This window comes from Janthinobacterium sp. GW822-FHT07H10 (genome assembly GCF_058798675.1).
In genome coordinates this window covers 118,074-140,531 of the sequence record NZ_JBXAKS010000012.1, presented here as the reverse complement: position 1 = coordinate 140,531, position 22,458 = coordinate 118,074, and the positions used below count along the sequence as shown (strand labels likewise).

Annotated in this window: 26 protein-coding genes and 2 tRNA genes; 20 read left to right on the top strand and 8 right to left on the bottom strand. The window is 62.3% G+C overall.

Features of this window, described 5'->3' with window-relative positions:
* Positions 1-45 precede the first annotated feature (45 nt).
* The 8 genes from AC1RDJ_RS23385 to AC1RDJ_RS23350 all read left to right on the top strand — a co-directional run bounded on the left by AC1RDJ_RS23385 (position 46) and on the right by AC1RDJ_RS23350 (position 5,788).
* Entirely contained in the window at positions 46-912 is an 867-nt protein-coding gene (locus AC1RDJ_RS23385) for an urease accessory protein UreD (RefSeq protein WP_493028847.1), read from the top strand.
* A gap of 16 nt (positions 913-928) precedes the next feature.
* A complete protein-coding gene (locus tag AC1RDJ_RS23380; protein ID WP_071323061.1) occupies positions 929-1,231 on the top strand; it encodes an urease subunit gamma in 303 nt (100 codons plus the stop codon).
* A gap of 90 nt (positions 1,232-1,321) precedes the next feature.
* Positions 1,322-1,651, top strand: a complete 330-nt coding sequence (locus AC1RDJ_RS23375; RefSeq protein WP_071323062.1) for an urease subunit beta — start codon at positions 1,322-1,324, stop codon at positions 1,649-1,651.
* A 1-nt stretch (position 1,652) separates the two neighbouring features.
* A complete protein-coding gene (gene ureC, locus AC1RDJ_RS23370) occupies positions 1,653-3,353 on the top strand; it encodes an urease subunit alpha (protein WP_493028846.1) in 1,701 nt (566 codons plus the stop codon).
* 13 nt (positions 3,354-3,366) lie between these two features.
* Positions 3,367-3,891 (top strand): urease accessory protein UreE, encoded by a 525-nt coding sequence (gene ureE, locus AC1RDJ_RS23365; RefSeq protein ID WP_493028845.1) that lies wholly within the window; start codon positions 3,367-3,369, stop codon positions 3,889-3,891.
* Complete coding sequence (locus AC1RDJ_RS23360; protein WP_493028844.1) at positions 3,891-4,571, top strand: urease accessory protein UreF; 681 nt, start codon at positions 3,891-3,893, stop codon at positions 4,569-4,571. The genes ureE and AC1RDJ_RS23360 overlap by 1 nt, the downstream gene beginning before the upstream one ends.
* Positions 4,572-4,592: 21 nt before the next feature.
* On the top strand, positions 4,593-5,231 hold the full coding sequence (ureG, locus tag AC1RDJ_RS23355; protein ID WP_071323066.1) for an urease accessory protein UreG: 639 nt from the start codon (positions 4,593-4,595) through the stop codon (positions 5,229-5,231).
* Positions 5,228-5,788, top strand: a complete 561-nt coding sequence (locus AC1RDJ_RS23350) for a HupE/UreJ family protein (protein WP_493028843.1) — start codon at positions 5,228-5,230, stop codon at positions 5,786-5,788. The genes ureG and AC1RDJ_RS23350 overlap by 4 nt, the downstream gene beginning before the upstream one ends.
* Here AC1RDJ_RS23350 and AC1RDJ_RS23345 read toward each other — a convergent pair.
* Positions 5,785-6,396 carry a 1-acyl-sn-glycerol-3-phosphate acyltransferase gene (locus AC1RDJ_RS23345; RefSeq protein ID WP_493028842.1) on the bottom strand — a complete coding sequence of 204 codons (612 nt, stop codon included), beginning with the start codon at positions 6,394-6,396 and terminating at the stop codon, positions 5,785-5,787. The two genes, AC1RDJ_RS23350 and AC1RDJ_RS23345, sit on opposite strands and share 4 nt — an antisense overlap.
* A 257-nt stretch (positions 6,397-6,653) precedes the next feature.
* Here AC1RDJ_RS23345 and AC1RDJ_RS23340 point away from each other — a divergent pair, with 257 nt between their 5' ends.
* Positions 6,654-6,875 carry a hypothetical protein gene (locus AC1RDJ_RS23340; RefSeq protein WP_071323069.1) on the top strand — a complete coding sequence of 74 codons (222 nt, stop codon included), beginning with the start codon at positions 6,654-6,656 and terminating at the stop codon, positions 6,873-6,875.
* 256 nt (positions 6,876-7,131) lie between these two features.
* Here the strand turns inward: AC1RDJ_RS23340 and AC1RDJ_RS23335 are convergent, their stop codons facing one another.
* The 5 genes from AC1RDJ_RS23335 to AC1RDJ_RS23315 all read right to left on the bottom strand — a co-directional run bounded on the left by AC1RDJ_RS23335 (position 7,132) and on the right by AC1RDJ_RS23315 (position 11,040).
* The gene (locus AC1RDJ_RS23335) at positions 7,132-8,187 is read right to left on the bottom strand and encodes an alkene reductase (RefSeq protein WP_071323070.1); all 1,056 of its coding nucleotides are present in this window, start codon (positions 8,185-8,187) and stop codon (positions 7,132-7,134) included.
* A 66-nt stretch (positions 8,188-8,253) separates the two neighbouring features.
* Positions 8,254-8,550 carry an ArsR/SmtB family transcription factor gene (locus AC1RDJ_RS23330; RefSeq protein WP_269466320.1) on the bottom strand — a complete coding sequence of 99 codons (297 nt, stop codon included), beginning with the start codon at positions 8,548-8,550 and terminating at the stop codon, positions 8,254-8,256.
* 122 nt (positions 8,551-8,672) lie between these two features.
* Positions 8,673-9,845, bottom strand: coding sequence for a helix-turn-helix transcriptional regulator (locus AC1RDJ_RS23325; protein ID WP_493028841.1), 1,173 nt, complete (start codon positions 9,843-9,845; stop codon positions 8,673-8,675).
* A 95-nt stretch (positions 9,846-9,940) separates the two neighbouring features.
* Positions 9,941-10,522 carry a hypothetical protein gene (locus AC1RDJ_RS23320; RefSeq protein ID WP_156894743.1) on the bottom strand — a complete coding sequence of 194 codons (582 nt, stop codon included), beginning with the start codon at positions 10,520-10,522 and terminating at the stop codon, positions 9,941-9,943.
* A 158-nt stretch (positions 10,523-10,680) separates the two neighbouring features.
* The gene (locus AC1RDJ_RS23315) at positions 10,681-11,040 is read right to left on the bottom strand and encodes a DUF1304 domain-containing protein (RefSeq protein WP_071323074.1); all 360 of its coding nucleotides are present in this window, start codon (positions 11,038-11,040) and stop codon (positions 10,681-10,683) included.
* A gap of 211 nt (positions 11,041-11,251) precedes the next feature.
* On the opposite strand from AC1RDJ_RS23315, the gene sugE reads away from it, so the two are divergent.
* Both sugE and AC1RDJ_RS23305 read left to right on the top strand, forming a co-directional pair.
* Positions 11,252-11,572: a quaternary ammonium compound efflux SMR transporter SugE gene (gene sugE / locus AC1RDJ_RS23310; protein ID WP_071323075.1), complete on the top strand. Its 321-nt coding sequence runs from the start codon at positions 11,252-11,254 to the stop codon at positions 11,570-11,572.
* Positions 11,573-11,682: 110 nt separating this feature from the next.
* Positions 11,683-12,012 carry an SMR family transporter gene (locus AC1RDJ_RS23305; RefSeq protein WP_071323076.1) on the top strand — a complete coding sequence of 110 codons (330 nt, stop codon included), beginning with the start codon at positions 11,683-11,685 and terminating at the stop codon, positions 12,010-12,012.
* Positions 12,013-12,168: 156 nt separating this feature from the next.
* Here the strand turns inward: AC1RDJ_RS23305 and AC1RDJ_RS23300 are convergent, their stop codons facing one another.
* Positions 12,169-13,131: a M14 family metallopeptidase gene (locus tag AC1RDJ_RS23300; RefSeq protein ID WP_493028840.1), complete on the bottom strand. Its 963-nt coding sequence runs from the start codon at positions 13,129-13,131 to the stop codon at positions 12,169-12,171.
* A gap of 139 nt (positions 13,132-13,270) precedes the next feature.
* On the opposite strand from AC1RDJ_RS23300, the gene AC1RDJ_RS23295 reads away from it, so the two are divergent.
* A complete protein-coding gene (locus tag AC1RDJ_RS23295; protein ID WP_493028839.1) occupies positions 13,271-14,383 on the top strand; it encodes an acyltransferase family protein in 1,113 nt (370 codons plus the stop codon).
* Between the two features lie 14 nt (positions 14,384-14,397).
* Here the strand turns inward: AC1RDJ_RS23295 and AC1RDJ_RS23290 are convergent, their stop codons facing one another.
* Positions 14,398-14,862, bottom strand: coding sequence for a hypothetical protein (locus tag AC1RDJ_RS23290; protein WP_071323078.1), 465 nt, complete (start codon positions 14,860-14,862; stop codon positions 14,398-14,400).
* A 160-nt stretch (positions 14,863-15,022) separates the two neighbouring features.
* On the opposite strand from AC1RDJ_RS23290, the gene AC1RDJ_RS23285 reads away from it, so the two are divergent.
* The 8 genes from AC1RDJ_RS23285 to pheT all read left to right on the top strand — a co-directional run bounded on the left by AC1RDJ_RS23285 (position 15,023) and on the right by pheT (position 22,436).
* Positions 15,023-15,099, top strand: a tRNA-Val gene (locus tag AC1RDJ_RS23285).
* Between the two features lie 81 nt (positions 15,100-15,180).
* A tRNA-Val gene (locus tag AC1RDJ_RS23280) sits at positions 15,181-15,257 on the top strand.
* Between the two features lie 215 nt (positions 15,258-15,472).
* Positions 15,473-17,380, top strand: coding sequence for a threonine--tRNA ligase (gene thrS / locus AC1RDJ_RS23275; protein ID WP_071326353.1), 1,908 nt, complete (start codon positions 15,473-15,475; stop codon positions 17,378-17,380).
* Positions 17,381-17,392: 12 nt separating this feature from the next.
* Positions 17,393-17,953 (top strand): translation initiation factor IF-3, encoded by a 561-nt coding sequence (gene infC / locus AC1RDJ_RS23270; protein ID WP_205711303.1) that lies wholly within the window; start codon positions 17,393-17,395, stop codon positions 17,951-17,953.
* A gap of 227 nt (positions 17,954-18,180) precedes the next feature.
* Positions 18,181-18,378, top strand: coding sequence for a 50S ribosomal protein L35 (gene rpmI, locus AC1RDJ_RS23265; RefSeq protein ID WP_038493025.1), 198 nt, complete (start codon positions 18,181-18,183; stop codon positions 18,376-18,378).
* 26 nt (positions 18,379-18,404) lie between these two features.
* Positions 18,405-18,764 carry a 50S ribosomal protein L20 gene (gene rplT / locus AC1RDJ_RS23260; protein WP_010399214.1) on the top strand — a complete coding sequence of 120 codons (360 nt, stop codon included), beginning with the start codon at positions 18,405-18,407 and terminating at the stop codon, positions 18,762-18,764.
* Positions 18,765-18,911: 147 nt separating this feature from the next.
* The gene (gene pheS / locus AC1RDJ_RS23255; RefSeq protein WP_071323079.1) at positions 18,912-19,928 is read left to right on the top strand and encodes a phenylalanine--tRNA ligase subunit alpha; all 1,017 of its coding nucleotides are present in this window, start codon (positions 18,912-18,914) and stop codon (positions 19,926-19,928) included.
* Between the two features lie 81 nt (positions 19,929-20,009).
* Positions 20,010-22,436: a phenylalanine--tRNA ligase subunit beta gene (pheT, locus tag AC1RDJ_RS23250; RefSeq protein ID WP_493028837.1), complete on the top strand. Its 2,427-nt coding sequence runs from the start codon at positions 20,010-20,012 to the stop codon at positions 22,434-22,436.
* Positions 22,437-22,458: the final 22 nt, after the last annotated feature.

The following is a 22,458-nucleotide window of genomic DNA, read 5'->3' as shown; positions in this document are numbered from 1 at the left end:
CACATATCCTGCTTAGGTCATTGCTTATTTACGCGATTGCCCCGCATGCCAGACAGCACCTCTCCAGCCACGCCCCATGAGGCCAGCGCGCACAGCGCCTGGCAGGCGCGTTTGCGCCTGGGCTTTGCGCTGGACGCCGGCGTCAGCCGCCTCGTCGAGCGTACCCACAGCGGCCCCCTGCGCGTGCAAAAGCCGCTGTATCCGGAAGGCGAAGGCGTCTGCCACGCCATCATCATCCATCCGCCCGGCGGCGTCGTGGGCGGCGACCAGCTGGCCGTGAACGCCACGGTGGGCGACGGCGCGCATGCCTTCCTGACGTCGCCGGGCGCCGCCAAATGGTACCGCGCCAACGGCCACGTCTCGGGCCAGCACGTCGCGCTGCGCGCCGGCGCCGGCGCGGCCATCGAGTGGCTGCCGCAGGAAAGCATCTTCTTCGACCAGGCTTGCGTGCGCCTGCGCCATGAAGTGGAGCTGGCGACGGACGCCAGCTACATCGGCTGCGACATCGTCTGCCTGGGCCGCAGCGCCTCGGGCGAAACGTTCAACACCGGCAGTATCGCCCAGCACGTGCAGATACGCCGCGGCGGCAAGCTGCTGTGGTGGGAGCAGGGCGTGCTGGCCGCCGGCGGCGCGCTGATGGCCAGCCCGCTGGGCCTGGCCGGCCACAGCGTGTGCGCCACCCTGATCGGCGTCGGCCCGCCGCTTGTCCCCGCCGTGCTGGCCGCCTTGCGCGAGATCAAGGTGCCGGCCGGCGCCGCGTTTGGCGCCACGCAGATGAAATCGCTGGTGGTGGTGCGCCTGCTGTGCGGCGACAGCGAGGCGGCGCGCCACATCATGCTGGCCGCCTGGCAGCTGCTGCGGCCCGCCTTGCTGGGGCGCGACGCTGTTGTTCCGCGCAGCTGGAATACCTGACGATGAAAGGAAAGACATGGACCTGACTCCCCGCGAAAAGGACAAGCTGCTGATCTTCACGGCCGCATTGCTGGCCGAGCGGCGCCTGGCGCGCGGCCTGAAGCTCAATTACCCGGAAGCGGTGGCGCTGATCAGCGCCGCCATCATGGAGGGCGCGCGCGATGGCAAGTCGGTGGCGCAGCTGATGTCGGACGGCACAAGGATACTCGCGCGCGCCGACGTCATGGACGGCATCGCCGAGATGATCCCCGACATCCAGGTGGAAGCCACTTTCCCCGACGGCAGCAAGCTGGTGACCGTGCATCACCCGATACCGTAGTTTTCTGACCGGCCAGGGCGCCATCCGCGCCATGGCTGTTTTGCGCCGGCGACCGGCCGGCAAGCGTTGCGATCTTTGAAGGAGTCCCACATGACCCCAGGCGAGTACAGATTGGAAGAGGGCGAAATCAGCCTGAATGCGGGCCGCGCCACGGCCACCGTGGTGGTGGCCAACCGGGGCGACCGGCCGATCCAGGTCGGTTCGCATTTTCACTTTTTCGAAGTCAACCCGGCGCTGTCGTTCGAGCGCTGGCGCGCGTATGGCATGCGCCTCAATATCACGGCCGGTACCGCCGTGCGCTTCGAGCCGGGCCAGCAGCGCACGGTGGAGCTGGTGGCGCTGGCGGGCGAGCGCAAGGTCTTCGGCTTCAATGGCGAAGTGATGGGCGAACTGCAGGACACCCCACCGGGAAAGGATTGAGATGGCCAGCATTCCCCGCAGCGCGTATGCCGAGATGTTCGGCCCCACCACGGGCGACCGCATCCGCCTGGCCGATACGGAGCTGTTCATCGAGATCGAGCATGACTACGCCATCTACGGCGAAGAAGTGAAGTTCGGTGGCGGCAAGGTGATCCGCGACGGCATGGGCCAGTCGCAGCGCTGCGCGGCCGAGGTGATGGACACCGTCATCACGAATGCCGTCATCCTCGACCACTGGGGCATCGTGAAAGCCGACATCGGCCTGAAAAATGGCCTGATCTTCGGCATCGGCAAGGCGGGCAATCCGGACATCCAGCCCGGCGTCACCCTGGCCATCGGCGGCGCCACGGAGATCATCGCCGGCGAAGGCATGATCGTCACGGCCGGCGGCGTCGACACGCACATCCACTTCATCTGCCCGCAGCAGATCGAGGAGGCGCTGATGAGCGGCGTCACCACCATGCTCGGTGGCGGCACGGGACCGGCCGTCGGCACGGCCGCCACCACCTGCACGCCGGGGCCATGGCATCTGCACGCCATGCTGGCGGCCGCCGACGCCTTTCCGATGAACCTGGGCTTCATGGGCAAGGGCAATGTCAGCCTGCCGCTGCCCCTGGAAGAGCAGGTGCGCGCGGGCGCCATCGGCCTCAAACTGCACGAGGACTGGGGCAGCACGCCGGCCGCCATCGACAACTGCCTGTCGGTGGCCGAGCGCATGGATATCCAGGTGGCGCTGCACAGCGACACCCTCAACGAGGGCGGCTTCCTCGAGCACACGCTGGCCGCCTTCAAGGACCGCACCATCCACACCTTCCATACGGAAGGGGCGGGCGGCGGCCATGCGCCCGACATCATCGCCGCCGTCGGCCAGGCCAACGTGCTGCCTTCGTCGACCAATCCCACGCGCCCGTTCACCGTCAACACGCTCGACGAGCACCTGGACATGCTGATGGTGTGCCACCACCTGGATCCGGCCATTGCGGAAGACGTGGCGTTTGCCGAGTCGCGCATCCGCCGCGAAACCATCGCCGCCGAAGACATCCTGCACGATATCGGCGCCATTTCGATGATGTCGTCCGATTCGCAAGCCATGGGCAGGGTGGGCGAGGTGATCATGCGTACCTGGCAGACGGCGCACAAGATGAAGGTGCAGCGTGGCGCCCTGGCGCCCGACACGGCGCGCAGCGACAACTTCCGCGCCAAGCGCTACATCGCCAAATACACGATCAACCCGGCCATCACGCATGGGATTTCGCACGTGGTGGGCTCGATCGAGGCGGGCAAGATCGCCGACATCGTGCTGTGGAAGCCGGCCTTCTTCGGCGTCAAGCCGTCGATGATACTCAAGGGCGGCATGATCGCCGCCGCGCAGATGGGCGACCCGAACGCCTCGATTCCCACGCCGCAGCCCGTGCACTACCGCATGATGTTCGGCGCCTTTGGCGGCGGCCTGAAAAAGTCGTTTACCTTTGTCTCGCAGGCGGCCTACGAGCTCGATATAGGCCACCAGCTCAAACTCAATAAATCCGTCATCGCCGTGAAAAACATGCGCGGCTTGCGCAAGCACGACATGGTCCACAACAGCGCCACGCCGCACATGGAAGTGGACCCGGAAACCTATGCCGTGCGCGCCGACGGCCAGCTGCTGGTGTGCGAAGCGGCCGCCGTGCTGCCCATGGCGCAGCGCTATTTTCTATTTTAAGGGGGGAGACATCATGCTGACTTTGCATACCAAACTGGGGCCGGATGATACGCGCGAACCCGGCGCGCAACTGGTGCTGCCCTACGACCAGCGCGAAAAATGCCGGCTGCGCGCCGTGCTGTCGAACGGCGACGACGTGGCCGTGTTCACCGTGCGCGGCACGGTGCTGCGCGACGGCGAGCGCATGACGGGACCCGGCGGGCAGGTGGTGCGCATCGTCGCCGCGCGCGAACCGACCTACCTGGTGCGGTGCGCCGACGCGCACACCCTGCTGCGCTGCGCCTTTCATTTGGGGAACCGCCACACGCAGGCGCAGGTGGGCGACAGTTTCTTGCGCATCCGCAAGGACGTGGTGCTGAAGGAGATGCTGGAAGGCTTGCAGGCGACCGTCACGGAAGAAAGCGCGCCGTTCGAGCCGGAGGCGGGCGCGTATGGCGGCGGCCATGGCCACCACGATGGCCATGGCCAGCACTTGCTGGCGCCCGTGCCGCTGCGGCAGAAAATCCACCGTCCCGGCGATGTGCCTGGCGCCGCCTGATGCAGGCCTCGGCCCTGCTGCATCTGCTGCAATTTGCCAGCCCGGCCCTGCCGATCGGCGCCTACAGCTATTCGCAGGGGCTGGAAGCGGCGCTGGAATCGGGCCTGGTGCATGACGCGACCACCGTGCGCGGCTGGATCGCCCGGCATCTGGCGCAGGTGGTGGCGCGCTGGGAGGCACCATTGTGCTGGCGGCTGATGCAGGCGTTCGAGCAGCAGGACCTGTGCGCCGTGCAGCGCTGGAGCGAGCGTTTCATCGCTTCGCGCGACACGGCGGAGTTTCGCGCCGAAACCATCCAGATGGGTTATTCGCTGACCAAGCTCCTGGCCGAACTGGGCGTGGCCGACGGCGTGCTGATCGACATGCTGCAGGGCCAGCCGGAAGTGGCGCTGCCGACCGCATATGCGTGCGCCGTGGCGGCGCTTGCCATCCCGCGCGAGGAGGCGCTGCTGGCCATGCTGTTCGCCTGGGCGGAAAACCAGGTGCTCGTCTGCGTGAAATCCGTGCCGCTGGGGCAGGTGGCGGGCCAGCGCCTGCTGCTGTCGCTGCGGCCGGAGCTGGAAGCGGCGGCCCTGACGGCGCAAACCTTGCAGGACGACGAGATGGGCAACTGGGCGCCCGGCCTGTCGCTGCTGTCGATGCGGCACGAAGTGCAGTACAGCCGGCTGTACCGTTCCTGAACCATTAATGAGAGAGCAAAAATGACATCGATTACCTCGAATCCGCTGCGCGTGGGCATAGGCGGCCCCGTCGGCTCGGGCAAGACGGCGCTGTGCGAAATGCTGTGCAAGGGCATGCGCGCGCGCTATGACATGGCCGTCATCACGAACGACATCTACACCAAGGAAGACATGGAAATCCTGCTGCGCGCCGATGCCTTGCCGGCCGAGCGCCTGATGGGCGTGGAGACGGGCGGCTGTCCGCACACGGCCATCCGCGAAGATGCGTCGATCAACCTGGAGGCGATCGCGCGCATGCAGGCAGATTTTCCCGACCTCGACTTGATCCTGGTCGAATCGGGCGGCGATAACCTGGCCGCCACCTTCAGTCCGGAATTGTCGGACCTGACCATTTACGTGATCGACGTGGCCGGCGGCGAAAAAATCCCGCGCAAGGGCGGACCTGGCATCACGCGTTCCGATTTGCTCATTATCAACAAGACGGACCTGGCGCCATATGTGGGCGCCAACCTGGACGTGATGGCGCAGGACGCCAGGCGCATGCGCGGCGAGCGCCCGTTCGTCTTCACCAACCTGCGCAGCGGCGACGGCGTGCAGGTCGTGATCGATTTTATCCGCGAGCAAGGTTTGCTCGACCAACCAGGCAAGGAGCTGCAATGAGCGCAAGACTGATGACGAAAACGGCCGCCGTGGCCGCCCTGTGCCTGCTGGCGCTGCCCGCCGTGGCGCATCCCGGCCATGGCGAGAGCGCCGGCTTCCTGGCCGGCCTGGCCCATCCGTTCACGGGCATCGACCATTTGCTGGCCATGCTGGGCGTGGGTCTCTGGGGCGGCCAGCAGCGGCGCGGCCTGGCGCAACCGGGCACCTTTCTCGGCATGATGTTGCTGGGCGCGCTGGGCGGCATGGCCGGCTTGACCGTGCCCGGGCTGGAAACGGGCATTGCCGCCACGGTGGCGCTGGCGGGGCTGGCCATCGCGCTGGCGCTGGCCATGCCGAACTGGCTCGGCATGGGGCTCGTGGGCCTGTTTGCGCTGGTGCATGGCAATGCGCATGGGCAGGAATTGCCGGCCGCGTCGGCCGCCTGCGGCTTCATGCTGGCCTCGGCCACCTTGCTGTTTGCCGGGCGCTTCATGGGCCAGGTGATGGCCGAACGCATGCTGCGCGTGGCCGGCGTGGCGCTGACGGCCGCCGGCGTGGTACTGATGGGAATGAATTAGGCGTCGGGGCGGCGTTCCGACAGCACGATGGGCGCCGCGTTTTCAGGGTGCAAGCCCTGGTGCCCTGCATACACGGCGGCGATGGCCGCCATGTCGGCATCCTTGTCGCCCGTCAAGTCGATGTGGTCGACGACGCCCAGCACCTTGTTCGGATAGTCGATGTAGACCAGCAGCAGCGGCACCTTGGCGGCCAGCGCCAGGTGATAAAAGCCGCTCTTCCAGTTCGGGCGGTAGCTGCGCGTCGCTTCCGGCGTGATGGCCAGCCAGTACCAGGCGGCGGCCAGCATGCGCTCGGCCTGGCGGCCGATGGTGCCGCTGGTGGTGCTGCGGTCGACGGGCTCGCCGCCGAGGTAGCGCAGCACCTTGCCCAGCGGGCCGCGGAACAGCGAATCCTTCGCCAGCCAGCGGAATGGCAGGGCCAGCGCCCATTTGCCGAACAGGCCCACCATGAAATCCCAGTTCGACGTGTGCGGGTAGACGACGGCGATGCCGCGCGGACCCGGCAGGGGGCGAAAGCGCATGCGCCAGCCGAACAGGTGCAGCACGCGCAGCGCGCAGCGCTGGTGCCAGGTCGGCAAGTCGCCCGCTTGTACAAATAAGTCGTTCATGGATACCCTCTACTATGTGCGTGTCTCTGTTCTTATAAGATGGCGCTGATGGTGATGTTGCTTGAAGCAAAAAATCTGCGCAGGCATTCTATACGGGGCTGGCGGTGGCGACAAGCAGCGAAGGCCGCTATCCATGCGGTGCCGGGGCTGTTGGTGCTGCCATTTTAGCCATGTTTGTGGCGAATGCCGGGCACTAACCGCGGGGGATGTGGTCAAAATGTGATGCAGTGTTGATCCACCCGACATGGAGCCGTGGCATGAAAAACAACATCGATATGGTAAATGGGGACAATGTCAGATCGGACAAGGCGATGGCCGAACTGGTCGAGCGCGGCGTTGCCTTTCATCACACCTTGGGCAGGACGGTGGCGACGGCCTATTTGCGTGAACACGCGGTGCCGGTCGACGTGATACACCGCGTCTTCAGCAGCGTGCAGGCGCGCCGCCCGGCAAGGCCGGCGCGGCGCCGATGGCGTTGAGCGGCTAGCCGCATGCCATGCAAGAAATGTTGAAATAACGACAGACAGCGGAATCGACGCTGGCGTACGGCGGCGGGCGCTACGATAGTGACGCATGATTGCGTGGGTATCGTTGTGCCCGCCATCAGGGGAGCGCAGGTGCCGCCGTCAGGAGGCGCCTGCGCTGCCACGAGTGGTGACGGGCCGCCCGGCCAGGTGCTCAGGCCATCCAGGCCAGTCACTCGGGCCAGTCGCTCAGGCCATTCAGGCCACGCACTCAGGCCAGTGCGGGATAATCCGTGTAGCCGGCAGCATCGGGGGCGTACAGGGTTTCCGCGTTCAGCGGATTGAGCGGCGCGTCGCTGTGCAAGCGGATCGGCAAGTCCGGGTTGGCGATGAACCACAGGCCAAAGGCGACGGCATCGGCTTCGCCGGCCGCCAGCAGGGCTTCGGCGGCGGCCTTGTCCATTTTCTCATTGGCAATGTAGACGCCGCCGAATTGCTGTTTCAGGTAAGGGCCCAGGCGGTCTTCGCCGAGCGCTTCGCGCGCGCAGATGAAGGCGATGCCGCGCTTGCCCAGCTCGCGCGCCACATAGCCGAAGGTGGCGCGCGGGTCGGAGTCGCCCATGTCGTGCGCATCGCGGCGCGGCGCCAGATGCATGCCGACCCTGTCGGCGCCCCATACCTCGATGCAGGCGTCCGTCACTTCCAGCATCAGGCGGGCGCGGTTTTCAATCGAGCCGCCATAGTTGTCGGTGCGCAAGTTGGTGCTGTCTTGCAGGAACTGGTCGAGCAGGTAACCGTTGGCGCCATGGATTTCCACGCCGTCGAAGCCCGCTTTTTTCGCGTTGACGGCGCCCTGGCGGTAGGCGGCCACGATGCCGGGAATCTCGTCCGTTTCGAGCGCGCGCGGCGTGACGAATTCCTGTTTCGGCCGCACCAGGCTCACGTGGCCGGCCGGCTTGACGGCGCTGGGCGCCACGGGCAGGTCGCCGTCCAGGAAGATCGGGGCGGAAATGCGGCCCACATGCCACAGCTGCAGCACGATCAGGCCGCCGGCGTCATGCACCGCTTTGGTGATATGTTTCCAGCCTTCCACCTGTTCATCGGACCAGATGCCGGGCGTATCCGCATAGCCGACGCCCTGCGGCGTGACGGCCGTCGCTTCCGAGATGATCATGCCGGCCGTGGCGCGCTGCGTGTAGTACTCGGCCATGAGGGCGTTGGGCACGCGGCCCGGGTTGCCGGCGCGCGAACGCGTGAGCGGCGCCATGATGATGCGGTTTTTCAGTTGCAGGCTGCCAATGGTGATGGGGTCGAATAAAGTTGCCATGATTGTTATTTCCTTGAGGTCGCCGGTCAGGCGTCAGAGTGGATGGTGGTGTAGGGTGTTGCTTGCTTATAAACCTTGATGCATATGGTCGAGAAAGGCCTGGATGGTTGCTTCATTGCGGCTGAAAAAACTCCATTGGCCGACTTTCCTGACTGAAATCAGGTCAGCCTTTTGCAAGGTGGCCAGGTGTGCCGAGACCGTCGATTGCGACAGGCCCACGCGGCGGTCGATCAGCCCGGCACAGATGCCGAAGTCGAGCGGATGCTCCTGCTCGCCGAAATACTGCTCGGGCTCCTTCAGCCATTGCAGGATCTGCCGCCGCACGGGATTGGCCAGCGCCTTGTGGATGGCGTCGATGTCCATGCTGATACTCCTGGTGGTTTAATTCGCCTTTCAGCGATGTATATATCGTATTTTTCAAATTCCAATATCGTCATATTACGATATAAATGGACAGCGTGCTGGCGGTGCGCGTTTTTGCCGCTTCAGGCGGGCTGGGAAGTGCGCTGCAGCACGGCGGGTCCGGTGAGCACGATGCGCACCAGATCCACCTGGCGCTGGGCGCCGGCCTTGGCGGTGGCGCTCTTGATCTGCGTACGCGCCGTGTGGATGGAAATTTGCTGGCGTTCGGCATATTCCTGCAAGGAATAGCCGTTGACCAGCGCTTCCGTCAGGCGTGCCTCGGCCATGGTCATGCCATAGAAATTGCGCAGGGTGGCCGCCAGGGACGTGATCAAGTCATTGGTATCGCTGAGGAAGACGGCAATCGCGCTGGCCGAGCCAAACGGGCTGTGCCAGGAGGGCAGGGGCGTGATGCGCAGGCGCAGCTGCTCGCCGGCCAGGCCGCTCAGGTTCAGCACGCCACCGGGGCCACCGGCGGCGGCGCTGCCCGTTTGCGCGGCGTCGTGCAGCAGGCGCCGCAGCGAGCCGTTATCCGCTTCGCGCGGGCAATACAGGGGCGCGCCTTCGCGCAATTGCAGCAAACGCGTCGTCGCCGTCATGGCCAGCGCCCGTTCGTTGGCGTACAGCAGCAGTGACGAGGCATCGAGCAGCAGCACGCCGAACGGCAGCAGTTCCAGCACCTGCGTGGAACTCTGGGACAGCATTTCCAGGCGGCGCAGCTTGCGCTGCAGGGCGAAGGCCGTTTGCAGGTGCGGCACCAGGCTGGCGATCAGCGCCAGCTCGGCGGCGTCATACGCGCCCGCCCTTTCGGCGCGCACGACGGTGACATTCGTCGAGCGTTCGGCGCGCAGCTCGACGACGGCCGCCGCCGTGTAGAAAATGTCTTGCGGGCGCAGCCAGTCCGTCCAGTATTCCGTCTTTTTCAGGCAGTGATCGGGAAACAGCATGGAGCCGGTGACGACGGCCCCTTCCCGGTGCAGGCTGGCGTCTTCCAGCCAGACATTGCGCGCGCCGTAATAGCTGGCAAAGCTGGCCATGGCTTGCGACTCGAAGCCGTAGGTGGCGGACAGGCCGCTGCCCGGCAACTGCACGTCGACTGAGCGGTTGCTGAAATCATTGGCCCAGATCAAGCCCGCATGCGATTGCAGTTGCTGCGCAAAGGCGGCGAGGAATGCCGGCCAGGCGCCATGCCGCATGGCCGCCTCGTAAATCAGGGTGATCAGCGCCTGGCTGGCGGCGGGGAGCGATGGCGTCATTGACGATCCTCATGGCGGCAAGCGATGGGTAATGCACGGGAAACCGGGGCTGCGCGGAGGCGGCCGCTACGGCCATCCCCGTCCGGCCATCGTGTTCAGCGCGCTTCCAGCCAGCTTTTGCCGCCGGAGGTGCAGCTGCTGAGACTAGCGTACTGGCTGACATAGCTGTAACCGCTGCCGCAGCCCCCTTCGCCGGATTTGACGGGGCCGTAGCAAGCGCCTTCATAGCTGAGCTTACCATTGACCGACGTGCTTTTGACACAGAAATTGTAGTTGCTTGCCGTGCTGTTGTTGGGCAAGGTCGGGCCATTGTTTTGTCCGCAACCGAGTTCCTTGCTCACGGAGCGCGCGTAGTCGACCATCTTCTTGTAGGTGCTGTTGTAGTAATTGTCGGCCGTGGTTTTTTGTCCCTGTTTGCAGGCGGCAATCACGCTATCGTAGCCGGAGTCGGCCTGGGCATAGTTGCCCGACACTTGAATGCCGCAGGCGCTGGCCTGGCTGCGTTCCGAGTCGCTGATCAGGTTGCTGTACTGGCAGCTTGCCGACGTGCCGCCACTGCTGCCGGCGTTGCTGGAACCGCTGCCCGAGCCGCTGTCTGCGCTGCCGCCGCCACCGCAGGCGGACAGCAGTGTGCAGCTTGCCAAGGCGACGGCAAGCATGGATGGATGTGTTTTCATGATTTCCCCTGTGGACTGTGACTTGCCACCATCGTGTCTGGTGGTATCTTTTTTATTGCTACAAGGAATTGTATCGAGCATGTTTTCAGGAAACATCACCCATTTGGGGTATGCCCGTGGCGGGCGGGGGACGGCGCGGATGGCCGTCCCGGCAGGAATCAGGCGAAGTGGAACAGCAGCAGGGCGATGACGGCAGGCACCGTCTGCAGGTAGAGGATGCGCGTCATGACGGTGGCCGCGCCCCATAGTCCCGCCACGGCGATGCAGGCGAGGCCGAAGACGGTGAAGGCATGGGCGATGGCGTCATCCGGGTAAAAGAAGCCCAGCGCCAGGGCGGCCACGAGGAAGCCGTTGTAGCAGCCCTGGTTGGACATGGCGGGGCGCACGATCTCCGCTTTTTCCTTGCTGAGACCAAATACCTTGCGCCCGCGTGTATCGAACAGCACGGTTTCGAGCAGCACGATGTACACGTGCAGCAGCAGAATGATGGCGGTGAGGGCCTGGGCCAGTAGTAGCATCGTTGCTCCTGATAGTGGGTGGGTGCTGCCATTATCCTGCCGATGCCATGGTTTTTCGCTATTTTCGATTAGAGCGCAGGCACTAGCGATAGTGTGCTTCCGGCAAGAGTTTCCGCCCGATGGTATACTTTTCCTTTTGCTCCTGTGGGGACGACCCCGCTCGATGACGGGGCTCATGGCGGGGACGACCCTGCCGCCTCAGGAGGGTAGTATGGCGTGGATAATCTTGGTCCTGGCGGGCTTGCTGGAAATCGGCTGGGCCATCGGCCTCAAATACAGCGCCGGCTTTACTCGCCTCGTGCCATCCGTGCTGACGGCCATCTCCATGGTGGGCAGCGTGGTGATGCTGGGCCTGGCGCTGCGCACCTTGCCGCTGGGTACGGCGTATGCGATCTGGACGGGCATCGGCACCGTCGGCACGGCCATTTTCGGCATCATGGTGCTGGGCGAGCCGGCCAGCGCCGCGCGCATCGCCTGTATCGCGCTGATCGTCTCGGGCATCCTCGGCTTGAAGCTGCTTAGCCCGCAGTAAGTTTTTTGACGCGCCCTGCGCCGTTGCGCCGCCCTGAACGAACAGGCGGCGAGCGGGCAGGGCGTTGTTGTATCTGCCATCTTTGAAAGGACTATCGCATGAGCCTAGCCATGACCTATTTCTACCTGGCCATCGCCATCATCGCCGAAGTCATCGCCACCAGCGCGTTGAAGGCATCCGAGGGTTTCAGCCGACTCGTGCCCAGCATCATCACCGTGGTCGGCTATGCCATCGCCTTCTGGTGCCTGTCGCTGACCTTGAAGGTCATTCCTACCGGCATCGTGTACGCGATCTGGTCGGGCGTGGGCATCGTGCTCATTTCCGCCGTCGGCTGGTTCTGGTTCAAGCAAAGCCTGGACACGCCGGCGTTGATCGGCCTGGGGCTGATCATTGCCGGCGTGCTGGTGATTAATCTGTTTTCCAAGTCGGTCGGGCATTAGCGCGCCAGGCATCGGCTGCTGCGCGTCGCGATTTGCGGCCTCCGATGCTCACTGACTCGGCGTCCCCGTGCATGCGCACAGTTCCGCTTCTCGGGCCAGCGGGCGCGCCGAGCCTCACTGCCGCTCGCTACGGCTTTGTCGGGTGCCGTACACCATTCAAAAACTGCTGGCCACGCGCGCCAGGTAATACCACTCGGCATTCGCTGCCGCATTGACGTCGGGGAACAGGATGTAGGCGTCGAATTCAGCCGTCACGGGCGTGCCGTCGGCGCGCACGCCGATCTGGTCGCCCTGTTTCACCTTGTCAAAGCTGGACCAGGTCTTGATGAAGCGGTCGTCCGCGTGCAGCTTGTCGTGCACGACGACCATGTTCAGCGCTTCCATGTCGGCGTCGGCGATGGCTTCCGGTTGTGGTGCATCAATGAAGCCGAGGAAGGCCAGCGTATTCTTGATGGCGCGGTAAGCGACGTCCGGCGCGGCCGGGTCCGCGTGCTGGCCGCATTCCAGGGTCAAGGCGTAGCCGCCCGTCGAGCGCATGTATTCGGTGGTGCCCACGCCATAGCGCAAGACCATGCCCACCTGGTCGCTGCTGCCCATGCGGCGTTGCACGCCCGAGCCATAGGTTTGCAGCCAGCCATCGACGAAGCGGCGCACGCCCAGGCGACGCGCCAGCGCGCGTTCTTTTTCCTCGTGCTGGAACGGTTGCAGCGGGCCATCGTTGTTGCGCGGACCCACCATCACGAAAGGCTGGCTGTCGGCATTGAACGAGTGCAAGTCCAGCAGCACGTCGTGCTGGCCCAGCAAGGGGCACAGCCAATTGGCGATGCGGTCTTCGAAATCCTGTGGATTGTCGTTCGGGAACAGATTGCGGTTCAGGTTGCGGTCGCCGCTGCGCACGCCCTTGGCGTAGGCGAGCGGGTTGGTGATGGGCACGAAGGTGACGCTGCCGGCGAGGATGGAGAGGGCGCCGCTGTCGAGTTCAGCCATCACGCGTTCGATGCCTTTGGTGCCGCAGGTTTCATTGCCGTGCACGGCGCCCGTGACGATCAGGCGCGGGCCGCTGCCCTGGCCCGTGTAGTTGATGGACTTGAAGTGGAGTGCGCTGCTCATGCTGGACATATCCTATGCTGTTGCGGGAAGGGGAAGCGGGGTCGGCATATTTTAGCGGGATTCGCCGTGGCCGCCTGTAAAAAGTTGGCCATGGCAGCGTGCGGCGTGGCATGATCGGCGCCACCGTTGTTTTCCCTTGCTGATATTCATGTCGACTTCCCTGCATTCCTCCCGCCTGGCCGGCCTCGACACCTTGCGCGCGCTGGCCATCGTGCTGGTGTTCATGAACCATTATTTGCTGTTCGTCAGCGATGGCGGCGCGTTTGGTTTCTGGGGAGAAATCGGCTGGACGGGCGTGGACCTGTTCCTTGCCCTCAGCGGCTTTCTGATCGGTAACCAGATCTTTGCCGCCCTGCGCAGCGCGCATGGTTTTTCCTTGCCGCACTTTTATGCGCGGCGCTTCCTGCGCACCTTGCCCAGCTTCTATGCCGTGCTGGCACTGTATTATTTGTGGCCCGCGTTCCGCGGCGACAGCGCGCTGCTGCCGCTGTGGAAATTTCTCACCTTTACGCAAAACATCAACCTGACGCCGGGCACGGCGTTTTCGCATGCGTGGTCCTTGTGCGTGGAAGAGCAGTTCTATGTCTTGCTGCCGGCCGTGGCCCTGGCTGTCGCCGCCTGCCGCCGGTCCTTGCTGTGGGCGTGGCTGGCCGTGGCCGCCAGTTTGATTGCCGGCATGCTGGTGCGCGCGTATTTATGGGATGAGTATGTGCAAGTGCCGCGCGGCGGCCTCGGTTATTACAAGTATATCTACTATGCCTCGTGGTGCCGTTTCGACGAGCTGGTGGCGGGCGTGGCGCTGGCGCTGCTGAAGAACCACCATCCTGCCGCCTGGTCGCGCCTCATTTCCTATGGCAACCGCACTCTGCTGGCAGGGATGGCCGCTACGGCGCTGATGTTTTATGTGTTTCTCACCGATCACTATGGCTATTGGGTGACGGTGTTCGGCTATCCGGCCCTGGCGGCCAGTTTCACCTTGCTGCTGATCGCCGCCTTGAGCCCGGGCAGCGTGCTGTACAAGGTGCGCGTGCCGGGCGCGGCCAGCCTGGCCTTGTGGTCGTATGCGATTTATTTGCTGCACAAGCAGCTGTGCATCCTGCTGCGGCCCCTGTTGCAGGATATGGGCTACGGGCCGGACAGCGTGCCGGCCATGCTGGCGATGATTGCTTTCAGCATCGCCTCGGGCTGGCTCCTGTATCTATTGGTGGAAACGCCGTTCATGCGCTTGCGGGCGCGCTATGTTCCCGCCAATCACGCCTGACTGCAAATCGCTCGCTACATGTCGATCACGTCGAGTCCCCGTGGCGTGCCGACCAGCAATTCCAGGATGGCGTGCACGCGCAGATTCGTTTCCTCGTGCTGCGTGTCCTGGATCAGCTTGCGCAAGCCGGGCACGGCTTCCGTGATGTGCGCGCTGGCGTAGGCCTGGATCAACAGCAGGACCAGGTCCGTGGCGCCCGCGCCGGGCTGGCGCCGCAGCCGCTCGTGGATCACGCCCAGCAGCGCGCGCTGCATGCGCGGCGTGGGATTCGTGATGTAGGCGAACACGCTCGGCGTGTTGGCGATGGCCGCGCACAGGCGCCGTTCCATGTCGTCGGGCTTCACGTCGGAAGCGATATCGAAGTACGCGGCATTCCAGCGCGTGCGCGCATACGGGTGGCCGGGCGGGAAGGAGTCGGCCGTTTCGAAACCGCAGATGCGGCTCAGGGTTTTCAGCCAGGCTAATAGGGTGGAGTTCATGCCGCGATTTTAGCGGCATTCCATGCGCGCCGGGCCGTATGCTTTTGCTTGCCTATATAAAGGGGGCTGACGCCCGGGAGGCGAATGAAAAACAGATTAAAGTTTCCTGTAAAACAGCCCTTGTCATTCTGGGAAAGCCTCTCTATAATGCTGGTCTTCGGGGCGGTTAGTTCAGCTGGTTAGAATACTTGGTCGACATCCAAGGGGTCGGGGATTCGAATTCCTCACCGCCCACCAGAATTTGGCAGTAGATGGTTTTTTAAGCTGGCGCAAGCCGCAAGCGGTCATTTGAAATAAAATGATCAACAAAAGTTTTACGGGCGGTTAGTTCAGCTGGTTAGAATACTTGGTCGACATCCAAGGGGTCGGGGATTCGAATTCCTCACCGCCCACCAGAATGCAGTTAGAGAGAAAGGTAAAACCGGTTATGACACCGCGAACTACTACCAAGCTTTGGGAGTGACGCTAGTCGAACGGGTTTCCTTTGTCTCAAGAAAGTGAAAAACGCGGCTAGTCCGCGTTTTTTTGCGTCTGCGTTTTCCTTTCAGTTTTTCAGTCCACACCATTCATTGCAGTTTTACCTGGCGCCAGCGCCGATATGGAGATCAATATGCTTACAATCCGACTTCCCGATGGTTCCGCCCGTCAATTCGACGGCCCGGTCACCGTGGCCCAGGTTGCGGCCAATATTGGTACCGGCCTGGCCAAGGCTGCCCTGGCCGGCAAGGTCGACGGCAAGCTGGTCGACACTTCCTATCTGATCGAGCAGGACGCGGAACTGGCGATCGTCACGGACAAGGATGCCGATGGCCTGGAAGTGATCCGCCACTCGACGGCCCATTTGCTGGCATATGCCGTCAAGGAATTGTTCCCGGACGCGCAAGTGACCATCGGTCCCGTGATCGACAACGGTTTCTATTACGATTTCGCCTACAAGCGCCCGTTCACGCCGGAAGATCTGGTGGCGATCGAAAAGAAAATGGCCGAACTGGCCAAGAAGGACGAGCAAGTCACGCGCAAGGTCGTGGCGCGCGACGAAGCCATCGACTACTTCAAGGGCATCGGCGAAGCGTACAAGGCTGAACTGATCGGCTCGATTCCGGCCGACCAGGAAGTGTCGCTGTATTCCGAAGGCAAGTTCACGGACTTGTGCCGCGGCCCCCACGTGCCATCGACGGGCAAGCTGAAAGTGTTCAAGCTGATGAAGCTGGCCGGTGCCTACTGGCGCGGCGACTCGAAAAACGAGATGCTGCAGCGTATCTATGGCACGGCCTGGGCCAAGAAGGAAGACCAGGAACTGTATTTGCACAACCTGGAAGAGGCGGAAAAGCGCGACCACCGCAAGCTGGGCAAGCAGCTCGATTTCTTCCATTTCCAGGAGGAAGCGCCGGGCCTGATCTTCTGGCACCCGAAAGGCTGGTCGATCTGGCAACAGGTTGAGCAATACATGCGCAATGTCTACCAGGTTAACGGCTATCAGGAAGTCAAGGCGCCGCAAATCCTCGACCGCGGCCTGTGGGAAAAGACCGGCCACTGGGATAACTACCGTGAAAACATGTTCATCACGGAATCGGAAAACCGCGCCTACGCGCTGAAGCCGATGAATTGCCCTGGCCATATCCAGATTTTCAACAACGGCATGCGCAGCTACCGCGACCTGCCTTTGCGCTACGGCGAATTCGGCCAATGCCACCGCAACGAGCCGTCGGGCGCCTTGCACGGCATGATGCGCGTGCGCGGCTTTACGCAGGATGATGGCCACATCTTCTGCCTGGAAGAGCAGATTGCCGGCGAAGTGACGGCTTTCCACCAGCAGGCGATGGATGTGTACACGGCGTTCGGCTTCACGAATATCGACGTGAAACTGGCCTTGCGTCCCGATAACCGCATCGGCACGGAAGAGTCGTGGGATTTCGCCGAGGAATCCTTGCGTTCGGCCCTGCGCGCCTGCGGCGTGGAATGGACGGAGTTGCCGGGCGAGGGCGCGTTCTACGGTCCGAAGATCGAATACCATCTGAAGGATAGCCTGGGCCGCGCATGGCAGGTAGGTACCGTGCAGATCGACCCGTCGATGCCGGGCCGCCTCGGTGCCGAATACGTGGCCGTGGACAACACGCGCCAGGTGCCGATCATGCTGCACCGCGCGATCGTCGGTTCGCTGGAACGTTTCATCGGCATCCTGATCGAACACTATGCGGGCGCGATGCCGTTGTGGTTGTCGCCGGTACAAGTGTCGGTGTTGAATATTTCCGACGCTCAAGCTGATTATGTACAAGAAGTAACAACAAAACTGCGCAAAGCGGGGCTGCGCGTACAGGCTGATTTGCGTAACGAGAAGATTACCTATAAAATACGTGAACATTCCGTACAAAAATTGCCTTACATCTTAGTAATTGGCGACAAAGAGCGGGATGCCAATACAGTGGCCGTGCGGGCGCGGGGCAATGTCGATCTGGGCGTCATGTCCGTCGATGCCCTGATAGAGCGACTCAAACATGAAGTCGACACCAAGGCCTGACGAGGAAACTCGCTGCACGACCGTCTTACAAGATTTTTAAAGGAAATTACAATAGCTACTGACAAGTCACATCGCATCAATGGCGAAATCACTGCCCCTGAAATGCGTTTAAGCGGGGTCGATAACGAGCCACTCGGTATCGTAAGTTTGGCTGAAGCCTTCCGCCTGGCGGAAGAGGCAAACGTCGACCTGGTGGAAATTGCGCCTACCGCGCAGCCACCGGTCTGCCGTTTGATGGACTACGGCAAATTTAAGTATTCGGAGCAAAAGAAAGCTCACGAAGCCAAATTGAAGCAAAAGATCATCCTCGTGAAGGAAGTCAAATTCCGTCCGGGGACTGATGATGGTGACTACAATATCAAGTTGCGTAATCTCATCAAGTTCCTCGAGGATGGCGATAAAACCAAAATCACGCTGCGTTTCCGCGGCCGTGAGATGGCGCATCAGGATATTGGCTTCCGCATGCTGGAACGTCTGAAAGCGGATCTGGAGCCGTACGGCCAGGTCGAGCAGTTCCCGAAGATGGAAGGCCGCCAAATGATCATGGTTCTTTCGCCTAAGAAGAAGAAGTAAGCTACAATAGCGTTTTACTGTGGATCGACGTGGTTTGTGCCAGCATGGGCGCGACACCAGATTCCAGGCAGAATTTGCGCGGCCCGGCCAGTCATGTCCGGGCCGCGTGAACTGTAGCGGACTCGCATCCGCTGCACAACATGTGAAAGCAGGCATCTAAGCGCAGCGTCGTGCTGCCACCTGCAATCCTGTTATAAATGGAGCTGTCCGTAAGAGGACAGATTGCTATGCCTAAAATGAAGACCAAAAGCTCCGCGAAAAAACGTTTTCGCGTGCGTCCAGGTGGAACAGTCAAGTCGGGTCACGCGTTCAAACGCCACATCCTGACCAAGAAAACCACCAAAAACAAACGTCAGTTGCGCGGTACCCGTAACATCAACGCATCGGATGTCACATCCGTCATGCGCATGATGCCGACTGCTTAATCTCACACTCAATTTAAGGAGTTACTATGCCTAGAGTAAAACGTGGGGTTACAGCTCGTGCCCGTCATAAGAAGATTCTTGTTCAAGCTAAAGGCTACCGTGGTCGCCGCAGCCGTGTATACCGTGTTGCCAAGCAAGCAGTTATGCGCGCTGGCCAATACGCTTACCGCGATCGCCGCAACAAGAAACGCGTTTTCCGCCGCCTGTGGATCGCCCGTATCAACGCCGCTTCCCGTGAGCATGGCGTAACGTACAGCGTATTCATGAACGGCTTGAAAAAAGCAAATATCGAACTGGACCGTAAAGTCCTGGCCGATATGGCTGTGATGGACAAGCCAGCATTCGCTGCGATTGTCAACGCAGTTAAAGCAAAAATCGCTGCGTAAGCATCGGTCATTGCACAACGTCATCCGTAGGGTGACGTAATAAAGAGCGGGGCAGGGGTTTTAACACCTTATGCCCCGTTTCCGTTTTTGATTGTTGGGCTTTAGATCGCTGAGTCCAGAATTGATGTCCAAAACAGGAAATGCCGCATGAACTCCCTAGAAGAACTCGTCGTCTCGGCCCAGGCTGACTTTATCGCCGCCGCAGACGCTGCCGCACTTGAAAACGCCAAAGCCCGCTACCTGGGCAAGACTGGCCAGATTACCGAAATGATGAAGGGCTTGGGCAAGCTGGACCCGGACGCGCGCAAGGCGCAAGGCGCCCTGATCAATGCCGTCAAAGTGCAGATCGAAGACGCGCTGACGGCGCGCCGTGACGCGCTGGCCGATGCCCAGATGCAAGGCCGTCTGAACGCCGAAGCGATCGACGTGACCCTGCCAGGCCGTGGCCGCATGCCCGGCGGCATCCATCCCGTGATGCGCACGTGGGAGCGCGTCGAGGAAATCTTCCGCTCGATCGGTTTCGACGTGGCCGACGGCCCCGAAATCGAGAACGACTGGACCAACTTCACGGCGCTGAACAGCCCGGAAAATCATCCAGCCCGTTCCATGCAAGACACGTTCTACATCGACGGCAACGACACCGACGGCAAGCCGCTGCTGCTGCGCACGCACACGAGCCCGATGCAGGTGCGCTATGCGCGCACGCATACGCCGCCGATCAAGGTCATCGCGCCGGGCCGCACCTACCGCGTCGACAGCGACGCCACCCATTCGCCGATGTTCCACCAGGTCGAAGGCCTGTGGATCGCCGAAGACATCAGCTTTGCCGATCTGAAGGGCGTGTACCTGAACTTCGTCAAGGCCTTTTTCGAGACGGACGACCTGCAGGTGCGCTTCCGTCCGTCGTACTTCCCGTTTACGGAACCGTCGGCCGAGATCGATATCGCCTTCGGCTCGGGCCCGCTGAAAGGCCGCTGGCTGGAAGTGTCGGGCGCCGGCCAGGTGCACCCGACCGTGGTGAGGAACTTCGGCCTCGATCCCGAGAAATTCATCGGTTTTGCTTTCGGCTCCGGTCTGGAACGCTTGACGATGCTGCGCTACGGCATCAACGACCTGCGTCTGTTTTACGAGGGCGATTTGCGCTTCCTCAAGCAGTTTAACTAAGGCGTTTCATTATTCCATGTCACTCGATGCGCTGGAGCGTGCCCTTGCATGCTCGCGTATTGAACATTTGAAAGCTTGATTATGCAATTTTCCGAAAACTGGCTCCGTACCATGGTCGATCCGAAGATGACTTCGGACGAACTGGCCCATCTGCTGACCATGTCCGGTCTCGAAGTCGAGGACGTCGATCCGGTCGCGCCCCCGTTCTCGAACGTGGTGGTGGGCCTGGTCCTGGAGATGGAGAAACATCCGAACGCGGACCGCCTGAATGTGTGCCAGGTCGATGTCGGCACCGGCACCATGCTCAACATCGTATGCGGCGCGCCGAACGTGCGTCCTGGCTTGAAAGTCGTGTGCGCGATGGCTGGCGCCGTGCTGCCGCCTGGCGCCGATGGCAAGCCGTTTGAAATCAAGGTGGGCCAGCTGCGCGGCGTCGAGTCGCAAGGCATGCTGTGCTCCGCGCGCGAATTGAAATTGTCGGAAGAAAACGCCGGCCTGATGGAATTGCCGGATGACGCGCCGATCGGCCAGAACTTCCGCGATTACTTTGCGCTCAATGACTTGAAATTCACCATCAAGTTGACGCCGAACAAGGCGGACTGCCTGTCCGTGCTGGGCGTGGCGCGCGAAGTGTCGGCCCTCACGGGCGTGGTCCTGAACGCGCCGCAATTCCGCACCGTACCCGTCAGCAGCGATGAAATCCTGCCGGTGAAAGTCAGCGCGCCGGACCTGTGCGGCCGTTTCACGGGCCGCGTCATCCGCGGCCTGAACGCCCGTGCGGCCACGCCGGACTGGATGAAGCAGCGCCTCGAGCGCAGCGGCCAGCGTCCGCTGTCGGCCCTGGTCGACATTTCCAACTATGTCATGCTGGAACTGGGTCGTCCCAGCCACGTGTTTGACCTGGCGAAGATCCACGGCAGCCTCGACGTACGTTGGGGCAAGGCTGGCGAATCCGTCAAGCTGCTGAACGGCAATACGGTCGCCGTCGACGAGTGGATCGGTGTCATTGCGGATGACCAGGAAATCGAATCGCTGGCCGGCATCATGGGTGGCGACGCCAGCTCCGTGTCGGACGAGACGGACAGCATCTACCTGGAAGCGGCATTCTGGTGGCCGAACGCGATTCAAGGCCGCGCACGCCGCTTGAATTTCTCGACCGATGCGGCGCACCGCTTCGAGCGCGGCGTCGATTTCGCCACCACCGTCGAGCACATCGAACGCATCACGGCGCTGATCGTGGAAATCTGCGGCACGCCGGCCACCACCGTCGGCCCCGTCGACGACCACGTGGTGAACCTGCCGCAGCGCCAACCCGTGTCGATGCGTACGGCGCGCGCGCAAAAAGTCATCGGCGTGCCGCTCAACGATGAGCTGATCGCCGATATCTTCACGCGCCTGGCCCTGCCATTCACCCTGGCCGACGGCGTGTTTTCCGTGACCTCGCCCAGCTACCGTTTCGACATCGAGATCGAGGAAGACCTGATCGAGGAAGTGGCGCGCGTGTACGGTTTCGAAAACATCCCGACCCTGCCGCCCGTGGCCGCGAACGTGATGCAGATTGCACCAGAAAATACCCGCTCCCTGTTTGCGGTGCGTCATGAGCTGGCCGACCTGGGCTTCCAGGAAGTGGTTAATATGAGCTTTGTCGATACGGCATGGGAGCGCGACTTCTCGGGCAACACGAACCCGATCAAATTGCAGAACCCGATCGCCAGCCAGATGAGCGTGATGCGCTCCTCGCTGATCGGCAGCCTGATCGCCAATGTGCGCTATAACCTGAACCGCAAGACGAACCGCGTGCGCATCTTCGAAGTGGGCGCCATCTACCAGCGCGACGACAGCGTGGAAAACGGTCCCCTGTCGGTGGCCGGCTATGCGCAGCCGAAGCGCGTGGCCGCCATGGCGTATGGCGCCGTGGCCGACGAGCAGTGGGGCCAGCCATCGCGCACCGTCGACTTCTTCGACGTGAAGGCGGACCTGGAAGCGCTGTTCGCGCCGCTGGTCTTGCGTTTCACCAAGGCCGAGCATCCAGCCCTGCATCCAGGCCGTTCGGCCAATGTGGAACTCGATGGCAAGGTCATCGGTTTCATCGGCGAATTGCACCCGCGCTGGATGCAAAAATACGACTTGCCGCTGGCGCCCGTGCTGTTCGAAGTCGATGCGGATGCGCTGACGCAGCGCGTCGTGCCCGTGTACCAGGAAATCTCGAAATTCCCTGGTGCCAGCCGCGATCTGGCCGTGGTCGTCAAGCAATCGGTGGGCGCGCAGGATCTGCTCGACAGCTTCCAGGCCGCCGCCAAGGCAAGCCCTGCAGCACGTATCGTGCAAGCCATTGTTTTATTTGATGAATATCGTGGAAAAGGTCTGGAAGCGGATGAAAAAAGCCTTGCTTTCCGGATTAGCTTGCAAGATACTCAAAACACCCTGCAAGACGATGTCGTCGATGGCCTGATGGCTGTCCTGATCGACGCCGCCAAGCAGGGCCACGACGCGAAACTGCGTTCGTAATTGCCGGGCCGGCCGTCGCTTT